The sequence below is a fragment of the Cellulomonas sp. P1_C4 genome (assembly GCF_056406355.1).
In genome coordinates this window covers 109,063-123,956 of record NZ_JBFUAI010000015.1, presented here as the reverse complement: position 1 = coordinate 123,956, position 14,894 = coordinate 109,063, and the positions used below count along the sequence as shown (strand labels likewise).

Genomic DNA, 14,894 nt, shown 5'->3' with positions numbered 1-14,894 from the left:
GAGTTTCAGATGGATCGCTCAGGCCGGCAGCGCCGCGGCCACGGCCACGGCCACCTCGTCGGCGATCCGCTCGCCCAGGGCGCGCCGCCCGACGCGGTCCACCCGGACCTCCACCACGCTCAGCCCGGGCCCGGGCGCGGCGAGCGCGGGCAGCAGCCCGTCGACGTCGCTGACCCGCGTGTGCCGCACGCCGTACCCCGCGCACAGCGCAGCGAGGTCGGCGCCGTGCGGGGTCGCGAAGACGCGCTCGAACACGTCGGCGCGCGCCGGCTCCCCCGGTTCGAGCGTCGAGAAGATCGACCCGCCGTCGTCGTTGGCGACGACCAGCTGGAGGTGGACGGTCGCCTCGAGCGGCCCGCGCAGCAGGCCTCCGACGTCGTGCAGGAACGTGAGGTCCCCGAGCAGCCCGCGGACCCGTCGGTCYGGGAGCCCGAGCGCGACGCCGACGGCGGTCGAGACCGTGCCGTCGATGCCCGCGAGGCCGCGGTTGGCCAGGACCACCGGCGGCGAGTCCCAGCGGGCCACCAGGTCGAGGTCCCGCACGGGGTTCGACGACCCGACGACGAGCGCATCGTCGGCACCGCTGACCTGGGCGACCGCCCGTGCCAGCGCCGGCCCCGTCACGCGCGTCCCGCTGCGCGACCGGCGTCCGGCGTCGAGCCCGTCGAGGACGTCGTCGATCGCCGCACCGGCCGCCGCGTCCGCCGTCCGCCACGCGTCGAGCCACCCCGCCGGGGCGGGCATGCGGCCCTGGCGCATCCGAGCGGGGGCTTCGAGCAGCACGTCGCGGGCGTTGCGGGCGGCGTCCGGCCAGTCGGCGCCGCGCGGCGCGACCACGACGACCTCGACGTCCTCGCGCGCCAGCAGGCGCTGCACGGGCCGGGACAGGGTCGGGCGGCCCAGTACCACCGCACGGCGGACGGCACCGCCGAGGCCGGGGTGCGCGAGCAGCAGCCGGTAGGCGGAGATCGCGTGGGAGCCGCCGCGGGCGCCCGACGACGGCTCGGCCAGCAGGGGCCAGCCGTTCGCCTCGGCGAGGCGGCGCGCGCCGGGGCCGGCCCCGTCGCCGGCGACCAGCACGGTCGGTACCCCGCCGCGGCGGGCGGGAGCCGCTCCGGGATCCCCGACGACGGGGACGGCACCGGTCACGGGCCGCGCCTGGACATGCGTGAGCCCGGCCGTCGACGGCGCGGGCCACGGCGCGGCGCCGGGGACCAGCGGCTCCCGGAAGGCGAGGTCCAGGTGCACCGGCCCCGGGTCCGCCGTCCGCGYCCMGGTCGCCSCGGCGACGGCGCGGGAGACCACGCGGCGCAGGCTGCGCGCCTCGTCGGGAAGGCCGACGGGCGCCGGCACGTCGACCGCGAGCCGCACCGCGCTGCCGAAGATGCCCACCTGGTCGGTGGTCTGGTTCGCTCCGGTGCCCCGCAGCTCGTGCGGCCGGTCGGCCGTGAGCAGCAGCAGCGGCAGTCCGCTGTGGTGCGCCTCGAGGACCGCCGGGTGCAGGTTGGCCACGGCCGTGCCGGAGGTGGTGACGACGGCCACGGGGCGGGCGGCCTCACCCGAGGCCTTCACCAGGCCGAGCGCGAGGAACGCCGCCGACCGCTCGTCGACCCGCACGTGCAGCCGCAGCGCCGGGGCGCCGTCCGGCCGCTCCCCGTCTGGGCGTGCGGCGTCCGCGAGCGCGTAGGCGAGCGGTGCGCTGCGGGAGCCGGGCGCGAGCACCACGTCCTCGACCCCCAGGGCCGCGAGGGCCTGGACGATCACGCGGGCCGCTGCCGTCGCCGGGTCGGGCGCGAGGGCGGGCGACGTCGTCACGCTCGTCATCATGCCTGAGCGCCGACCGCCGCGATGCGCGCCCGCCAACGCGCCGCGAGGTCCTCCGACCCTGCGGCGGCCGCGAGCAGGGCCGCGTCGGGCTCCGGGCGGTGGACCTCCAGGGCGCCGTCGATCGGCAGGAACGGGTCGGTCACCAGGTCGGCGCTGAACAGCTGGGCGGTGGCCAGGCCGCAGGCGTAGGGCAGCTCCGGCAGCGCCGCGGCGAGCGCGATCCCCGCGGCCAGCCCGACCGACGACTCGAGCGCCGACGAGACGACGACCGGCAGCCCGACCCGCTCGGCCAGCTCCAGGCAGGCACGCACGCCCCCGAGCGGTTGGACCTTGAGCACCACGACGTCGGCCGCGCCCGCCCGAGCGACGGCCAGCGGGTCCTCGGCGCGCCGGATGGACTCGTCGGCCGCGATCGGCACGGGGGTGCGCCGGCGCAGCGCTGCGAGGTCGTCCACACCCGGGACGGGCTGCTCCGCGTACTCGAGCCCCCCGGCCGCCCGGTCGAGCGCGACCAGGCGGGTCACGGCGGTGTCGACGTCCCAGGCGGCGTTGGCGTCCACGCGGATGGCGCCGTCGGGCCCGAGGGCGTCGCGGACGGCCTCGAGGCGAGCGATCTCGTCGGCGAGCGACTGACCCGGCTCCGCCACTTTGACCTTCGCGGTGCGGCACCCGCCGGACGCGCGCACGATGCGGTGGGCGGTGGCGGCGTCGACCGCGGGGACCGTGACGTTGACCGGGATCCGGGTACGCAGCGCGGGCGGCCAGCCCTCGTCGGCAGCCTCGCGCGCCGCGCGCCACCAGGCGGCGGACTCGGCGGCGTCGTAGTCCCAGAACGGGCTGAACTCGCCCCAGCCGGCGTCGCCGCGCACGAGCACGCCGTCGCGGACGGTGAGGCCGCGGAACCGGGTGCGCAGCGGGAGCGACCAGACGTGCAGGTCAGCGGGGGTTCTCGGCACGTCGCCAGCCTACGTCGGGGTCACGCGGCCCACGCCGCGACGAGGAGCGCGACGGCGGTGGGGCGCACCGGTCGGCTCTCCGTCAACGCGGTGACGACGGCCCCGTCGACCAGCGCGATGGTGACGGCGGCGGTCGTCGGCGCCCCCACTCGGGCGACCAGCTCCGCCAGCACCTCGTCGACCACCGACCGCCCCGCGGCGAAGGCGGTCGCGAGCGCCGCGTGCCGGCCCGCGGCGAGCAGGTGCTCGTAGTGGCTGCGCACCTGGGCGTCGTCGCCGGGCGGCAGGATCGCGTCCACGAGAGTCGCCGCAGCGGCCGCGCGGTCGTCGAACGGGCCCGCGGCCGCGAGGACCGTCCGGGCGTGGTCTGCCCACGCGTCGGCCAGCGCACCCCCCGCCGCTGCCGCGAGCTCGTCGAGCGAGCCGAAGTAGTACGTCGTGGCGGACACCGACGCACCGGCCTCGTGTGCGACGCGCCGGTGCGTGAGGGCGCCGGGGCCCTCGCGGAGCATGAGCGCGGCGGCCGCCCGCGCGAGGTCGCCGCGCCGGCGCTCCCCCTTGCTCGTCATGCATGACCTCCGCCGGACAGGTTGAGCCCGACGACGCCCGCGACGATGAGCACGAGCGACACGATCTTCAGCACCGACACCGTCTCGTGGAACAGGACGATCGCGAGCACGGCGGTGAGGGCGGCGCCGATGCCCACCCAGACGCCGTAGGCGACGCCGACCGGGAGCGACTTGAGCGCCCAGCTGAGGCCGCCGAGGGACCCGACGGCGAAGACCGCGAACGCGATGCTCGGTCCGAGCTTGCTGAACCCGTCGGACGCCTTGAGGCTCAGCGCCCAGCCGGCCTCGAGCATGCCGGACAGGATGAGGACGATCCAGGCCATGGTCGTGCACCACTCTCTGCGTGCGCGCCGGGTGGCAGTCCCCGCCGTCCCGCGCACGGTCTGGTACAAGCGTACCAGAACGGCTTCGCGCGGCTAGGCTGCCGCCGTGACTCCTGAGCTCCCGGCCGCCGTCTCCGACACGTTCGACCCGACCCGCTGGCGCACGGTCGACGGGTTCGAGGACCTCACCGACCTCACGTACCACCGCGGGTTCGCGCGACCGTCCGCGGACCAGCTGGCCGCCGGTGCCGCCGCCCGCGACCTGCCCGTCGTGCGGGTCGCGTTCGACCGGCCCGAGGTCCGCAACGCCTTCCGCCCGCACACCGTCGACGAGCTCTACCGCGTCCTCGACCACGCGCGGACCACGTCGGACGTCGGCACCGTGCTGCTCACCGGCAACGGCCCCAGCCCCAAGGACGGTGTGTGGGCGTTCTGCTCCGGCGGCGACCAGCGCATCCGCGGCCGGTCGGGCTACCAGTACGCCTCGGGCGAGACGGCGGAGGACGTCGACCCGGCCCGCGCCGGGCGGCTGCACATCCTCGAGGTCCAGCGGCTGATCCGGACCATGCCCAAGGTCGTCGTCGCGCTGGTCAACGGGTGGGCGGCCGGCGGTGGGCACTCGCTGCACGTGGTCGCCGACCTGAGCATCGCCAGCCGCGAGCACGCCCGCTTCATGCAGACCGACGCCAACGTCGGCTCGTTCGACGGCGGCTACGGCTCCGCCCTGCTGGCGCGGCAGGTGGGGCAGAAGCGGGCCCGCGAGATCTTCTTCCTCGCCCGCGAGTACTCGGCCGAGCAGGCGCTGGCCTGGGGAGCCGTCAACGACGTGGTCGACCACGCGCGGATCGAGGAGGCGGGCCTCGAGTACGCCCGGATCATCGCGACCAAGTCGCCGCAGGCGGTCCGCATGCTCAAGTTCGCCTTCAACCTGGCGGACGACGGCCTGGCCGGGCAGCAGGTGTTCGCCGGCGAGGCGACGCGTCTGGCGTACATGACGGACGAGGCGGTCGAGGGGCGCGACGCGTTCCTGCAGCGCCGGGAGCCCGACTGGTCGGGCTTCCCGTACGCGTACTAGGCGCCCCGCGAGCGTTATCTCCCCGCTAACGCCCAGCCCGCGAAGTCGACGACGGCGCCCAGGACGCCCGCCGCGCCGACGAGCAGCGCGACGAGCACGAGACCGGAGACGACGACCGCGCCGAGCGACCGGGTGTCGTGCTCGGTGGCTTCGTGGTGCGTGAGAGTGGCCATGCCTCGAGCCTCGCCCGGCAGGGACCCGTCCGGCATCGGCCGCAGGGACCTCGCCGATGCCGCCCTGAGGTGGCCACACCGATCGCGGACGTCATCCCGTGGGAGGACAACCCGCCGGTGTCAGCCGATGGTCAGGGAGCCCGACCCGGCCGGCACGAGCTCGACCCACGTGTTGCCCGGCGCCAGGTCCGCGGGCTTGCCGTCGGCGGTGAACAGGCGCATCGGCGCGTCCTGGGAGTCCTTCTGCCACCGGACGGGCACGGTCTTGCCGCCCGTCGCGACGACGCCGTCCCCGGACCCGACCAGGTTGTACGTGGGCACGGGCGCGCCACCCTGAGCACCGAACTGGGTGTTCGGGTGGTCCGCCGTGATGGACACCACGTTCACCGCCGACAACCGGGCGCCGCTGCGGGCGGTCGCCGGTGAGGCACCCTCCGAGCGCAACCACGTGCCGGTCCCTTCGTCCCACGACCACGACGGGCTCGACGCCGCCGACAGCCGGAACGAGAGCGTGCTCGCCGGCGTACCGGCGACGACCGCTGCGGCGCGGTCGGCGCTGCGAGCGATGGTGAACTGCTCGCCGGGGGGCGCCTGGTGGTCGGCGTCGGCGAGGCTCCAGAACGTGGCAGGCGTGCCGTACACGTTGTGCGGCGCCGCGCGGTCCTTGGTCCGGTACATCCCGGGCGCGCCCGCGTCGTGGCTGATCATCTGCACGCCGCTCGCGGCGACGAGGTCGAGGATGCCGGGCTGGCCGCCCGAGAACGCCAGCAGCCCGTGCATGGGAGCGAGGATCAGGGGGTCCATGGGGCGGACGGAGCGGATAGGCCCGACCTCGGCGGGAACCTGCGAATGGAACACCGCGACGAACCGCGACACGTCGAACTCGACGATGGTCTCCCAGACCATGTCCGCCTGGTCCAGACCGGTCTGCGGGCGCGCCACGGCGGTGTTCTCGATCTTGACGGCGAGCGAGGGCCGCGCCACCGGCTCCCCCGCGATGCCGGTGAGCGGCCAGACGACCGGCACGGCCGGCACCGGCGCCGCGCCCTTGTCGGGGGCGATCGTCGGTCCGTGGGTGACCGCCGCGGCGGTCGAGGTCTCCGGCTCCGGCGTGCTCGGGCTGCAGGCGGCGACCGCCAGCGCCAGGCCGGCGAGCAGCGCGGCTGCCGCGCCGCGCACCCCTCGTCGCGTCGTCCTCGTCATCGCGTTCCCCTGTCGCTGTCCGGCACGGACCCAGGCTGCCACGCCGACGCTCCCGCGACGGGGAGCCCCGGCCGTCTCAGCCGATCGTGACCGAGCCCGAGTCCTGCGGGACCAGCTCGACCCAGGTGGTGCCCGGCGCCAGCGTCAGCACGCCGCCGTCGGCGGTGGCCAGCGTGAGGACCGCGCCCTCGCCCGTCTTCGTCCACGTGCCCATGACGGTGTGGCCGCCGCTCGAGACCGTGGCGTCGCCCGAGCCGTCGAGCACGGTCTCGGGGACCGGGTTGCCGGCGGGGTCCACCGTGCCCGAGTTCACCAGCCGCACCTTGAGCGTGACCACGTTGGTGGCCGCGATACGGGCCCCCGACGTGACCGTCGCCGGCGTCGCGCCCTCGGCGCGCAGCCACGTGCCCGTGCCCGCATCCCACGTCCACGTCGGCTTCGCGTAGCCCGAGAGCTTGACGGTGACGGTCCCGGACGCACCTCCGGAGACGACCGCGCTCGCCTGCTCGGGGTGCTTGGCGATGACGAACTGCGGGGCGGGGGACGCGGAGTGGTCGCCGTCGGCCTGGTCCCAGAACGTCTGCGGCGTGCCGTACACGTTGTGCGGCGCCGGCGCGACGCCCTTCTTGCGGTAGAACCCCGCGGCACCGGCGTCCATGCTGATGGTCTGGACGCCCGCGTTCTTCAGCGCCTGGACGAAGCCCGCCTGCCCACCGGAGAAGGCGATGAGGCCGTGCATCGGCGCGACGATCGCCGGGTCCATCGGCCGCACGGACCGGATCGGACCGACCTCGGCCGGGACCTGCGACTGGTAGACGGCCACGAAGCGGCTGATGCCGCCCTCGACGACCTCCTCCCACACGACGTCCGCCTGCTCGAGGCCGGTCTGCGGGCGCGCCTCGCCCGAGTTCTCGATCTTCACGGCGAGGGCGGGGCGGGTGGCCACCTCGGTCGCGGTCACGCCCGTCAGCGGCCAGCGGGGCGCGACGACGGGCGCCGGCGGAGCAGCCTTCGCCGCCTGGATCACCGGCGCCTGGGTCACGGGGGCGGCCACGGTCGGGTCGGCTGTCGGCGACCCGCTGCAGGCGGCCAGCAGCAGGCCCGCGCCGGTGGCCAGCGCGACGAGCGCGACCGGACGACGCCGGGCGGACGGGAGGGTGAGGACAGACGACACGATGCTCCTAGGGGTGTGAAACCGCGCGACACTCTACGGGCTGTCTGCACGGTCCCCGGCCGGGCGCGCGCCCGGGCGCACCTACGCTTGGGGGCGTGACCCGGCCGCTGCGTGACGTCCCCGCGCGGCCCGACCTCCTCCTCCCGGCCCTCGCGGCAGCTCTGGACGGCACCGGCGCGGCCGTCTGCCCGGTCCCGGACGATGCTGCGAGGACCACGTCGTCGGTCGCGGACGACGTCGCCGTCGTGGTGCGGACCTCCGGCTCGACCGGTGAGCCGCGCGCGGTCCTGCTCTCGGCGACGGCCCTGCGCGCGTCGGCGCAGGCGACCCACGGGCGGCTCGTCGGCCCGGGTCGCTGGCTGCTCGCGCTGCCGACCCACCACGTCGCCGGCGTGCAGGTGCTCGTCCGCTCCGTCCTGGCGGGGACGACGCCGGTCGTGCTGGAGCCCGGCCCGTTCCGGGCGCCCGCGTTCGTCGCCGCGGCGACGGCCCTGGCCCCCGACGCGCCCCGGTACACGTCGCTCGTCCCGACACAGCTCGTCCGGCTCCTGGAGGACCCCGCCGCGACCAGCGCCCTCGCGACGTTCGACGCCGTCCTGCTCGGGGGCGCCGCGACCGCGCCGGAGCTGCTGGCGCGCGCCCGGGCCGCCGGTGTCCCGGTGGTCACCACCTACGGCATGTCCGAGACCTGCGGCGGCTGCGTCTACGACGGGACCCCGCTCGCCGGGGTGCGGGTCACGCTCGACGACGACGGCCGGATCCTGCTCGCGGGACCGGTGCTGGCGGACGGCTACCTCGGCCGCCCCGACCTCGATGCGGAGACGTTCGTGCAGGTGGACGGCGTCCGGCACCTGCGGACCACCGACCTCGGGAGCCTGGACGGCTCACGGCTCACCGTGCTCGGGCGCGCCGACGACGTGCTGGTCTCCGGGGGCACCAAGGTGGCACCCGGGCCTGTCGAGCAGGTCCTCGCGGGGCTCCCCGGGGTCGGCGAGGTCTGCGTGGTCGGCGTGCCCGACCCGGAGTGGGGACAGGCCGTCGTCGCCGTCGTCGTCCCCCGCGCCGGCGTCCGACCCCCGACGCTCGACGACGCACGCCGCGCGGTCACCGACCGCCTCGGCGCGGCGCACGCGCCTCGCCGGCTGGTGGTCACGGACTCGCTCCCGGTGCGCGGGCCGGGCAAGATCGACCGTCGGGCGACGGCACAGCTCGCCGCCCGTTCCCTGGAGAGGACCCCMACGTGACGACTGCCAGCGACTGGGTGCAGGGTGCGCGACCGCGCACGCTGCCCGCGGMGGCTGCCCCCGTGCTCGTCGGCACCGGCGCCGCCGCGCAGCTCGGCGAGGCCAACCTCGGCCGGGCCGCGCTCGCGCTCGGCGTCGCGCTCGCGCTGCAGGTGGGCGTGAACTACGCGAACGACTACTCCGACGGGATCCGCGGCACCGACGTCGACCGCGTCGGCCCCCTCCGCCTCACCGCCTCGGGCACCGCGAGCCCCGGGACCGTCAAGGGCGCGGCGTTCGCGTCGTTCGGCGTCGCGGCCCTGCTCGGCCTCACGCTCGTGGTCCTCACCGGTCAGTGGTGGCTGCTCGCCGTCGGCGCGGCCGCCATCCTGGCCGCGTGGGGCTACACGGGTGGCCGGCGGCCGTACGGCTACCGCGGGCTCGGCGAGGTCGGCGTGTTCGTGTTCTTCGGGCTCGTGGCGGTGCTCGGCACCACCTACACGCAGGCCGACGAGCTCTCGTGGCCGGCCTGGGTCGGCGCGGTGTCCGTCGGCATGCTCGCGTGTGCACTGCTCATGGCCAACAACCTGCGCGACGTCCCCACGGATGCCCTCGTCGGCAAGCGGACCCTGGCCGTACGCCTCGGGGAGAACCGCTCCCGGCGCGTCTACGCGGTGCTGGTGATCCTGCCCGTGCTGCTCGGCGGCGTGGTTTGCGCGTTCGCGTCAGTCTGGACGCTGATCGTGCTCGTGCTGCTCGCGCCCTCGGTCGTGCTGGCGGTCACCGTGCTGCTCGGCGCCCGCGGCCGCGCGCTGGTCCCCGTGCTCGCCGGCACCGGGCTCCTCGAGCTCGCGTTCGGCGTGCTGCTCGGCGTGGGGCTGGCTCTCTAGACCCCGAGCAGCCTCGTCGGCGGCGTCCTCGAGGTCGGCGTCCTCCTGCGCGCGCTTGCCCAGCACGGCCCGGTCGCCGGCCTGGCGGCGCCGTTCGGCGCGCTCGGCGAGCTGGCGGGCGGCCGCGTCGCGCGGACCGTTCAGCAGCACGTAGGACAGCGCCCACGCGAGGAACGCGGCGACGATCGCCACCAACCACGAGCGCAGGCCCGCCCACCAGAGCAGACCGAGGCAGACCGCGAAGAGCGCGAGGCGCAGGACCGAGTAGACGACGAAAGGCACGGTCAAGGGTAGGCCGCCCCCGCGGTGCGGGCCGACGACTACTCTGGTGACGTGAGGAACCTGGCCGTCCTGCTGCTCATCGGGCTGACCGTGTACTGCGTGTTCGACATCCTGCGCAGCAACCACGACGAGCGGCTCGGCGTGCACCCGGCGCTCTGGGTGCTGCTCGTGCTGCTCGTGCCCCTCGTCGGGGTCATCGTGTGGCTGGCCGTCCGGTGGTCGCGGCGCACCGCCTACGCCGGCCAGCCGGGCGGGTCGCCCGACGCACCGCGTCGCCGACGTACTGCGGGTCCCGACGACGACCCCGACTTCCTCCGGGGGCTGGACGAGGACCGCAGACGCGCTGACGGCGGAACGAGCAACGACGGCCCGTCCGCGTCCTGACGGAAGCCGCGCGGGTCACATCCCCGAGTACGAGTGCTTGCCGGACACCACGAGGTTCACGACCGTGAAGTTCATGAGCACGACGGCGTACCCGACGAAGACGAAGTAGGCCGCGCGGCGGCCGCTCCAGCCCCGCGTGGTGCGTGCGTGCAGGTAGGCGGCGTACGTCACCCAGGCGACGAACGTGCCGACCTCCTTGGGGTCCCAGCCCCAGTACCGACCCCAGGCGTGCTCGGCCCAGATGGCGCCGCCGATGAGCGTGAAGGTCCACAGGACGAAAGCGATGGCGTTGAGCCGGAACGCCATCGCCTCGAGCTCGCGGGAGCCGGGCACCTGCTCGAGCCAGCCCATCTTGGGTCCGCTGAGGACGCGGCGGAAGCCGTCGGACCTCCGCGCGACACCGACCAGCGACCCGTCGGCGGCGGACGCGCCGGCTCCGACCGTCACCACGGGGGCGTCGGCGACCGCGAGGCCCTCCTCGCGGTAGCTCTTCAGCACCTGCAGCACCGACGCGGCGAACGCCACGGTGAAGATGCCGGTCGCGGTGATGGCGACGCCGACGTGCAGGATGAGCCAGTAGCTCTGCAGGGCGGGCTGCACCTGGTCGGCCTGGATGTAGAACACGTTGAGGGCGAGCACCAGCGCGAGGACCGCCATGCCCATGACGAGCACGCCGACGAACGCGATGACCCGGCGGCGCTGCACGAGGGTGAGGACGAGCACGGCGACGAAGGTGCCGACGATCGTGAACTCGTACATGTTCGCGGTGGGCCAGCGACCGGCGGCGACGCCGCGCAGCACGATGCCGGCGAAGAGCATCACGAGACCGACCAGCGTGGTCGACCGGGCGATGCCCTCGGCGCGCGCGGACCGGCCGGGGGCGCGCTGGTCCTCCGACCCGCCGACGGCGCTGGCCGGTCGGGTGGAGACGGACCCGACGAGCGCCTCCTCGGGCACACGCTTCTGCGCGTGCTCCACGATCCGCGCGAGGTCGACGCTGTAGGCGACGAGCGCGATGGTGAACGCGGTCGCGGCACCCCAGACGAGCAAGGTGCTCAGGTCACCGGTGGTCATGGCGTGCCCTCTCCTGAGGTCTGGCCGCCTGGGGCGGCCGGGGGTCTGTCATCCGACCGCGCGAGCGTCTCCGCCAGCACCCGGTCGAGCTCGGGCTGGAGTCCGACGTCGTCGCCGCGGGCCAGCCCGGCCGCGGTGACCACTGTACGGCCGTCGCCCTCGCCCTCGCCCGGCGCGAACCGGAGCCAGACGCGTCGGCGCGGGGCGAACAGCGAGGTGGCCAGGCCGGCGAACGCGAGCAGCGCGAACACCAGGACGAACGGCAGCGCGGGGTCGTGGCGCAGGTCGAGGGCGACGTAGCGGGGCAGGCCGTTGAACGTCAGCGTGCCCAGGCCGTTGGGGAGGTCGACGGTCTCGCCGGGGCGCACGTACAGCGTGATCGCCTTGCCGTCGGCGTCGACGGCCTGGGTCAGCCGGGCCTCGTCGAGCTGGTAGACGTTCTGCGGGACGCCCGTGTCGAGCCCGAGGTTGCCCTGCCAGACCGACAGGACGAGCAGGGGGTCGTTCGGCTGCGGGTCCACGGAGCGGTAGAGGTCGTCGCCGACCTCCTGCGCGGTGGGCAGCAGGTAGCCGACGACGCCGATCTGCTCCTGGTCGCCGGAGACGTCGGGGACCTTGAGCACGCCGCGCGACGTGTAGACGTTGTCCTGCGGCAGGAACGGCGTCGGTCCGCTGAAAGCGACCTCCCCGGCGGCGTCGTGCACCGTGATGTCGGGGGCGTAGCCGTTGCCCTGCAGGTATACCTTGGCGCCGCCGGCGTCGAGCGGGTGGTTGACCTTGATGGTCTTCTTCTCCGGCGCCGCGCCCGGGTTGGTCAGGGTGACGTGCGCGGTGAAGTCGCGCGACTGCAGGGTGTCGGGGTCGAAGCGGGACTCGAAGTCGTCGAGGCGCAGCGTGAACGGCACGAGGCTCGTCGGCGAGTAGGCGGTGCCCTGCTCGAACGTGTCGTAGTCGACCTGCGCGTTGGCGAACCCCCGGCCCTGCACCACGATCGCCTGCCCGCGGTAGTGCAGCACCTGCCCGGTGGCCACGGACAGGAGCAGCCCGACGAGTGCGAGGTGGAACACCAGGTTGCCGGTCTCGCGCAGGTAGCCGCGCTCCCCCGACACCGACCACGTGCCGCCGCCCTCGTCGCGGGTGTCGACGCGGTAGGTCGGCACGAACGGGAGCCAGCGCCAGCCTCGGCGCAGGACCGTCACGGCGTCCTGGGCGGCGACCTCCGGGTCGGCGGCCACGGAACCGGACCCCTGCGCGGGGAACCGCCCGAACCGGCGGGGCGCGCGCGGCGGGCGGCCGCGGACGCCGGCGAGGTGCACCTTGGTGCGCGGGAGGATGCAGCCGACCAGGGAGACGAACAGCAGGATGTAGATCGCCGAGAACCAGACCGACGAGTACACGTTGAAGAACCCGAACCGGTCGAGCCACTGCCCGGCGGTCGGGTGGTCGGTGAGGTAGGTGGCGACCTTGTCGGCGTTCTGCGCGCGCTGGGGCCACACGGTCCCGGGCACGGCCGCGACGGCCAGCAGCATGAGGAGCAGCAGCGCCACCCGCATGCTGGTGAGCTGCCGCCAGGCCCAGCGGGACCAGCCGACGAACCCGAGCGTGGGCAGGGTCGGCGGCGTCGAGGCCGGAGCCTCGGTCGGGTCCATGAAGACGTCGGAGAGGCCCTCGGGGCGATGCACGCTCACGTCACACCACCGGCACGAACGGGTCGCCGCCCACGAGGACGCCCTGCAGCCACGACGACCACGTGCCCCACACGCCGGTGACCAGCGCGAGGCCGAGGATCACGAGCATCMCGCCGCCGAGCCGCATGATCGCGAGGCGGTGCCGACGCAGGAACCCGAGCATCGTGGCGCTGCTCTCGATGCCGAGGGCGACGAGCAGGAACGGCAGCCCCAGCCCGAGGCAGAACGCGACGGCGAGCAGGGCGCCGCGGCCGGCCGACCCGCCGTCGAGCGAGAGCGTGAGGATCGCGGCGAGCGTCGGGCCGATGCAGGGCACCCACCCGAGCCCGAAAGTGATGCCCAGCAGGGGCGCACCCCACAGCCCCGCCCGCGGCGCCAGGTGCACGCGCCGCTCGTTCTGCAGGAACGGGATGAGCCCCAGGAACCCGAGGCCCAGCACGATGACGACGACCCCGAGCACCCGCGAGATCACGTCCTGGTACTCGACGAGCACCCCGCCCAGCGACCCCGCGAGCGCGGCGAGCGCGACGAACACTGCAGTGAAGCCCGCGACGAACAGCCCGACCCCGAGCAGCACCCGGCTGCGCGCGGGGGCGGTCTTGACGAGCGTGGTCCCCGATGAGGAGCCGAGGCGGTCGGCGCTCCCCGTCATGCCACCCAGGTAGCCGACGTACGCGGGGACCAGCGGCAGCACGCACGGCGACGCGAACGACACGAGCCCGGCGACGACGGCGACCGGGATCGCCAGCAGCAGCGAGCCCGAGGTCACCGCCCGGCCGAAGGCGTCGCCGGCGTCGAGAAGCATCACGAGGTGGGCGCCGGCTCGGCCAGGAGCCCGTCGACCATCGAGCGCAGCGTCGACGGGTCCGCCAGGCCGAGGATGCGGCCGGCCACGTTCCCCGAGCGGTCGAGCACGACCGTCGTGGGCACCGCGTTCACCGGCACCGTGCCCTGCAGGGCCGCGATCGCGGTCCCGTCGGAGTCCGCGAGGCTGGGGTAGGGCACCGAGAACTGCCGCTCGAACGCCTGCGCGGTCCCGGCGTCGTCGGTGCGGTTGATGCCGAGCACCTGCACGTCGTCGGCTGCGTAGTCCGTGGCCAGGGCGGCGAGGTCGGGCGCCTCGGCGCGGCACGGCGGGCAGTTGGCGTACCAGGTGTTGAGCACGACGACGTCGCCCCGCCAGTCGGCGACGTCCTGTGCGGTGCCCTCGAAGTCGGTGCCGGACAGCTCGAGCGGGCCCGTGCGGTCGCCCACGGCCCACGTCGTCGTGCTGCCGTCGCCGGACTGGTAGCCCTGGTCGGCGACGTCGTCGGGGTTCTCCTGGCCCCCGGGCGTGCAGCCGGCGAGAAGCAGGAGGGCGACGGCGCCCACCGCGAGACCGCGTCCGCGCACGTCAGGCCCCCGCGACCGAGGAGACGCCCGGCAGCAGGGAGCCCGCGGGCTCGCTGTAGCCGATGCCGACGAGCGTGTCGCCCTCGAACCGCAGGCTGGTCAGGGACGCGACCGAGCACTGCCGCTTGCGAGGGTCGTGCCACAGGTGCCGGTTCTCGAGCGCGAGGCGGGTGACCCAGACCGGCAGCTGGTGGCTGACCAGCACGGCCTCGTGGCCACGGGCGAGCTCGCGCGCGGTGTCGACGKCGGCCAGCATCCGGTCGGCCTGCTCCCTGTACGGCTCGCCCCAGGACGGCCGGAAGGGGTTGCGCAGGTAGGGCCAGTGCCTCGGGTGGCGCAGCGAGCCGTCACCGACGCCGAAGGCGAGGCCCTCGAAGTGGTTGCCGGCCTCGATGAGCCGCTCGTCGGTCCCGATCGACACGCCGAACGCGGCGGCGATGGGTCCGGCCGTCTCCTGCGCGCGCTGCAGCGGGGAGGCGACGACGGCGACGACGTCGTGGCGCACGGGCCCGGCGAGGTGCGCGGCGACCATGTCCGCCATCGCCAGACCCCGCTCCGAGAGCCGGTAGCCGGGCAGCCGTCCGTAGAGCACGCCCGCGGGGTTGTGGACCTCGCCGTGCCGCATCAGGTGGATCGTGGTCGCGACCATGGGCTCAGTCTC

16 protein-coding genes and 1 pseudogene are annotated in these 14,894 nt (G+C 75.0%); 4 read left to right on the top strand and 13 right to left on the bottom strand.

The genetic code is table 11. The annotated features are described in order from the left end of the window. Positions 1 to 18: 18 nt before the first annotated feature. Genes menD through AC1DYZ_RS13695 form a run of 4 tightly spaced genes read right to left on the bottom strand, consistent with a single transcriptional unit; the run spans position 19 to position 3,675 of the window. On the bottom strand, positions 19 to 1,824 hold the full coding sequence (gene menD, locus AC1DYZ_RS13710; RefSeq protein ID WP_477065752.1) for a 2-succinyl-5-enolpyruvyl-6-hydroxy-3-cyclohexene-1-carboxylic-acid synthase: 1,806 nt from the start codon (positions 1,822 to 1,824) through the stop codon (positions 19 to 21). Beyond that, a complete protein-coding gene (locus tag AC1DYZ_RS13705) occupies positions 1,824 to 2,783 on the bottom strand; it encodes an o-succinylbenzoate synthase (protein ID WP_477065736.1) in 960 nt (319 codons plus the stop codon). Before AC1DYZ_RS13705 ends, menD begins: the two co-directional genes overlap by 1 nt. 20 nt (positions 2,784 to 2,803) lie before the next feature. After that, positions 2,804 to 3,352, bottom strand: a complete 549-nt coding sequence (locus AC1DYZ_RS13700; RefSeq protein WP_477065735.1) for a TetR/AcrR family transcriptional regulator — start codon at positions 3,350 to 3,352, stop codon at positions 2,804 to 2,806. Beyond that, positions 3,349 to 3,675: a DMT family transporter gene (locus tag AC1DYZ_RS13695; protein WP_477065734.1), complete on the bottom strand. Its 327-nt coding sequence runs from the start codon at positions 3,673 to 3,675 to the stop codon at positions 3,349 to 3,351. Before AC1DYZ_RS13695 ends, AC1DYZ_RS13700 begins: the two co-directional genes overlap by 4 nt. Positions 3,676 to 3,781: 106 nt before the next feature. On the opposite strand from AC1DYZ_RS13695, the gene AC1DYZ_RS13690 reads away from it, so the two are divergent. Further along, entirely contained in the window at positions 3,782 to 4,750 is a 969-nt protein-coding gene (locus tag AC1DYZ_RS13690; protein WP_477065733.1) for a 1,4-dihydroxy-2-naphthoyl-CoA synthase, read from the top strand. Between the two features lie 14 nt (positions 4,751 to 4,764). On the opposite strand, the gene AC1DYZ_RS13685 is transcribed toward AC1DYZ_RS13690, so the two are convergent. From AC1DYZ_RS13685 to AC1DYZ_RS13675, 3 genes are all read right to left on the bottom strand, one after another. Continuing rightward, positions 4,765 to 4,923: a hypothetical protein gene (locus tag AC1DYZ_RS13685; protein WP_456826515.1), complete on the bottom strand. Its 159-nt coding sequence runs from the start codon at positions 4,921 to 4,923 to the stop codon at positions 4,765 to 4,767. A gap of 120 nt (positions 4,924 to 5,043) precedes the next feature. Further along, a complete protein-coding gene (locus AC1DYZ_RS13680) occupies positions 5,044 to 6,126 on the bottom strand; it encodes a DUF3048 domain-containing protein (RefSeq protein WP_477065732.1) in 1,083 nt (360 codons plus the stop codon). Positions 6,127 to 6,202: 76 nt separating this feature from the next. Beyond that, complete coding sequence (locus tag AC1DYZ_RS13675; RefSeq protein WP_477065731.1) at positions 6,203 to 7,300, bottom strand: DUF3048 domain-containing protein; 1,098 nt, start codon at positions 7,298 to 7,300, stop codon at positions 6,203 to 6,205. Positions 7,301 to 7,395: 95 nt separating this feature from the next. Between AC1DYZ_RS13675 and menE the strand changes: the two genes are divergently transcribed. Together menE and AC1DYZ_RS13665 are read left to right on the top strand one after the other, a co-directional pair. Then, positions 7,396 to 8,544 carry an o-succinylbenzoate--CoA ligase gene (gene menE / locus AC1DYZ_RS13670; RefSeq protein ID WP_477065730.1) on the top strand — a complete coding sequence of 383 codons (1,149 nt, stop codon included), beginning with the start codon at positions 7,396 to 7,398 and terminating at the stop codon, positions 8,542 to 8,544. After that, the gene (locus tag AC1DYZ_RS13665) at positions 8,541 to 9,413 is read left to right on the top strand and encodes a 1,4-dihydroxy-2-naphthoate polyprenyltransferase (protein ID WP_477065729.1); all 873 of its coding nucleotides are present in this window, start codon (positions 8,541 to 8,543) and stop codon (positions 9,411 to 9,413) included. Before menE ends, AC1DYZ_RS13665 begins: the two co-directional genes overlap by 4 nt. A 99-nt stretch (positions 9,414 to 9,512) precedes the next feature. Here the strand turns inward: AC1DYZ_RS13665 and AC1DYZ_RS13660 are convergent. Next, a pseudogene (locus AC1DYZ_RS13660) lies at positions 9,513 to 9,695 on the bottom strand (DUF4229 domain-containing protein); the annotation flags it as partial. Positions 9,696 to 9,746: 51 nt separating this feature from the next. Here AC1DYZ_RS13660 and AC1DYZ_RS13655 point away from each other — a divergent pair. After that, on the top strand, positions 9,747 to 10,079 hold the full coding sequence (locus AC1DYZ_RS13655; protein ID WP_477065728.1) for a PLDc N-terminal domain-containing protein: 333 nt from the start codon (positions 9,747 to 9,749) through the stop codon (positions 10,077 to 10,079). A gap of 15 nt (positions 10,080 to 10,094) precedes the next feature. Here the strand turns inward: AC1DYZ_RS13655 and ccsB are convergent, their stop codons facing one another. Genes ccsB through AC1DYZ_RS13630 form a run of 5 tightly spaced genes read right to left on the bottom strand, consistent with a single transcriptional unit; the run spans position 10,095 to position 14,882 of the window. Beyond that, entirely contained in the window at positions 10,095 to 11,153 is a 1,059-nt protein-coding gene (gene ccsB, locus AC1DYZ_RS13650; RefSeq protein ID WP_477065727.1) for a c-type cytochrome biogenesis protein CcsB, read from the bottom strand. After that, entirely contained in the window at positions 11,150 to 12,802 is a 1,653-nt protein-coding gene (resB, locus tag AC1DYZ_RS13645) for a cytochrome c biogenesis protein ResB (protein WP_477065751.1), read from the bottom strand. Before resB ends, ccsB begins: the two co-directional genes overlap by 4 nt. Before the next feature lie 40 nt (positions 12,803 to 12,842). Continuing rightward, positions 12,843 to 13,646 carry a cytochrome c biogenesis CcdA family protein gene (locus AC1DYZ_RS13640; protein ID WP_477065726.1) on the bottom strand — a complete coding sequence of 268 codons (804 nt, stop codon included), beginning with the start codon at positions 13,644 to 13,646 and terminating at the stop codon, positions 12,843 to 12,845. Then, on the bottom strand, positions 13,646 to 14,212 hold the full coding sequence (locus tag AC1DYZ_RS13635) for a TlpA family protein disulfide reductase (RefSeq protein ID WP_477065725.1): 567 nt from the start codon (positions 14,210 to 14,212) through the stop codon (positions 13,646 to 13,648). Before AC1DYZ_RS13635 ends, AC1DYZ_RS13640 begins: the two co-directional genes overlap by 1 nt. A gap of 22 nt (positions 14,213 to 14,234) precedes the next feature. Then, on the bottom strand, positions 14,235 to 14,882 hold the full coding sequence (locus AC1DYZ_RS13630) for a histidine phosphatase family protein (RefSeq protein ID WP_477065724.1): 648 nt from the start codon (positions 14,880 to 14,882) through the stop codon (positions 14,235 to 14,237). Between the last annotated feature and the right edge of the window lie 12 nt (positions 14,883 to 14,894).

Coding starts and splice junctions, on each gene's coding strand:
- AC1DYZ_RS13700 (WP_477065735.1), bottom strand. CDS start 3,352: ATGACGAGCAAGGGGGAGCGCCGGCGCGGCGACCTCGCGCGGGCGGCC.
- AC1DYZ_RS13695 (WP_477065734.1), bottom strand. CDS start 3,675: ATGGCCTGGATCGTCCTCATCCTGTCCGGCATGCTCGAGGCCGGCTGG.
- AC1DYZ_RS13685 (WP_456826515.1), bottom strand. CDS start 4,923: ATGGCCACTCTCACGCACCACGAAGCCACCGAGCACGACACCCGGTCG.
- AC1DYZ_RS13680 (WP_477065732.1), bottom strand. CDS start 6,126: ATGACGAGGACGACGCGACGAGGGGTGCGCGGCGCGGCAGCCGCGCTG.
- ccsB (WP_477065727.1), bottom strand. CDS start 11,153: ATGACCACCGGTGACCTGAGCACCTTGCTCGTCTGGGGTGCCGCGACC.
- resB (WP_477065751.1), bottom strand. CDS start 12,802: ATGGACCCGACCGAGGCTCCGGCCTCGACGCCGCCGACCCTGCCCACG.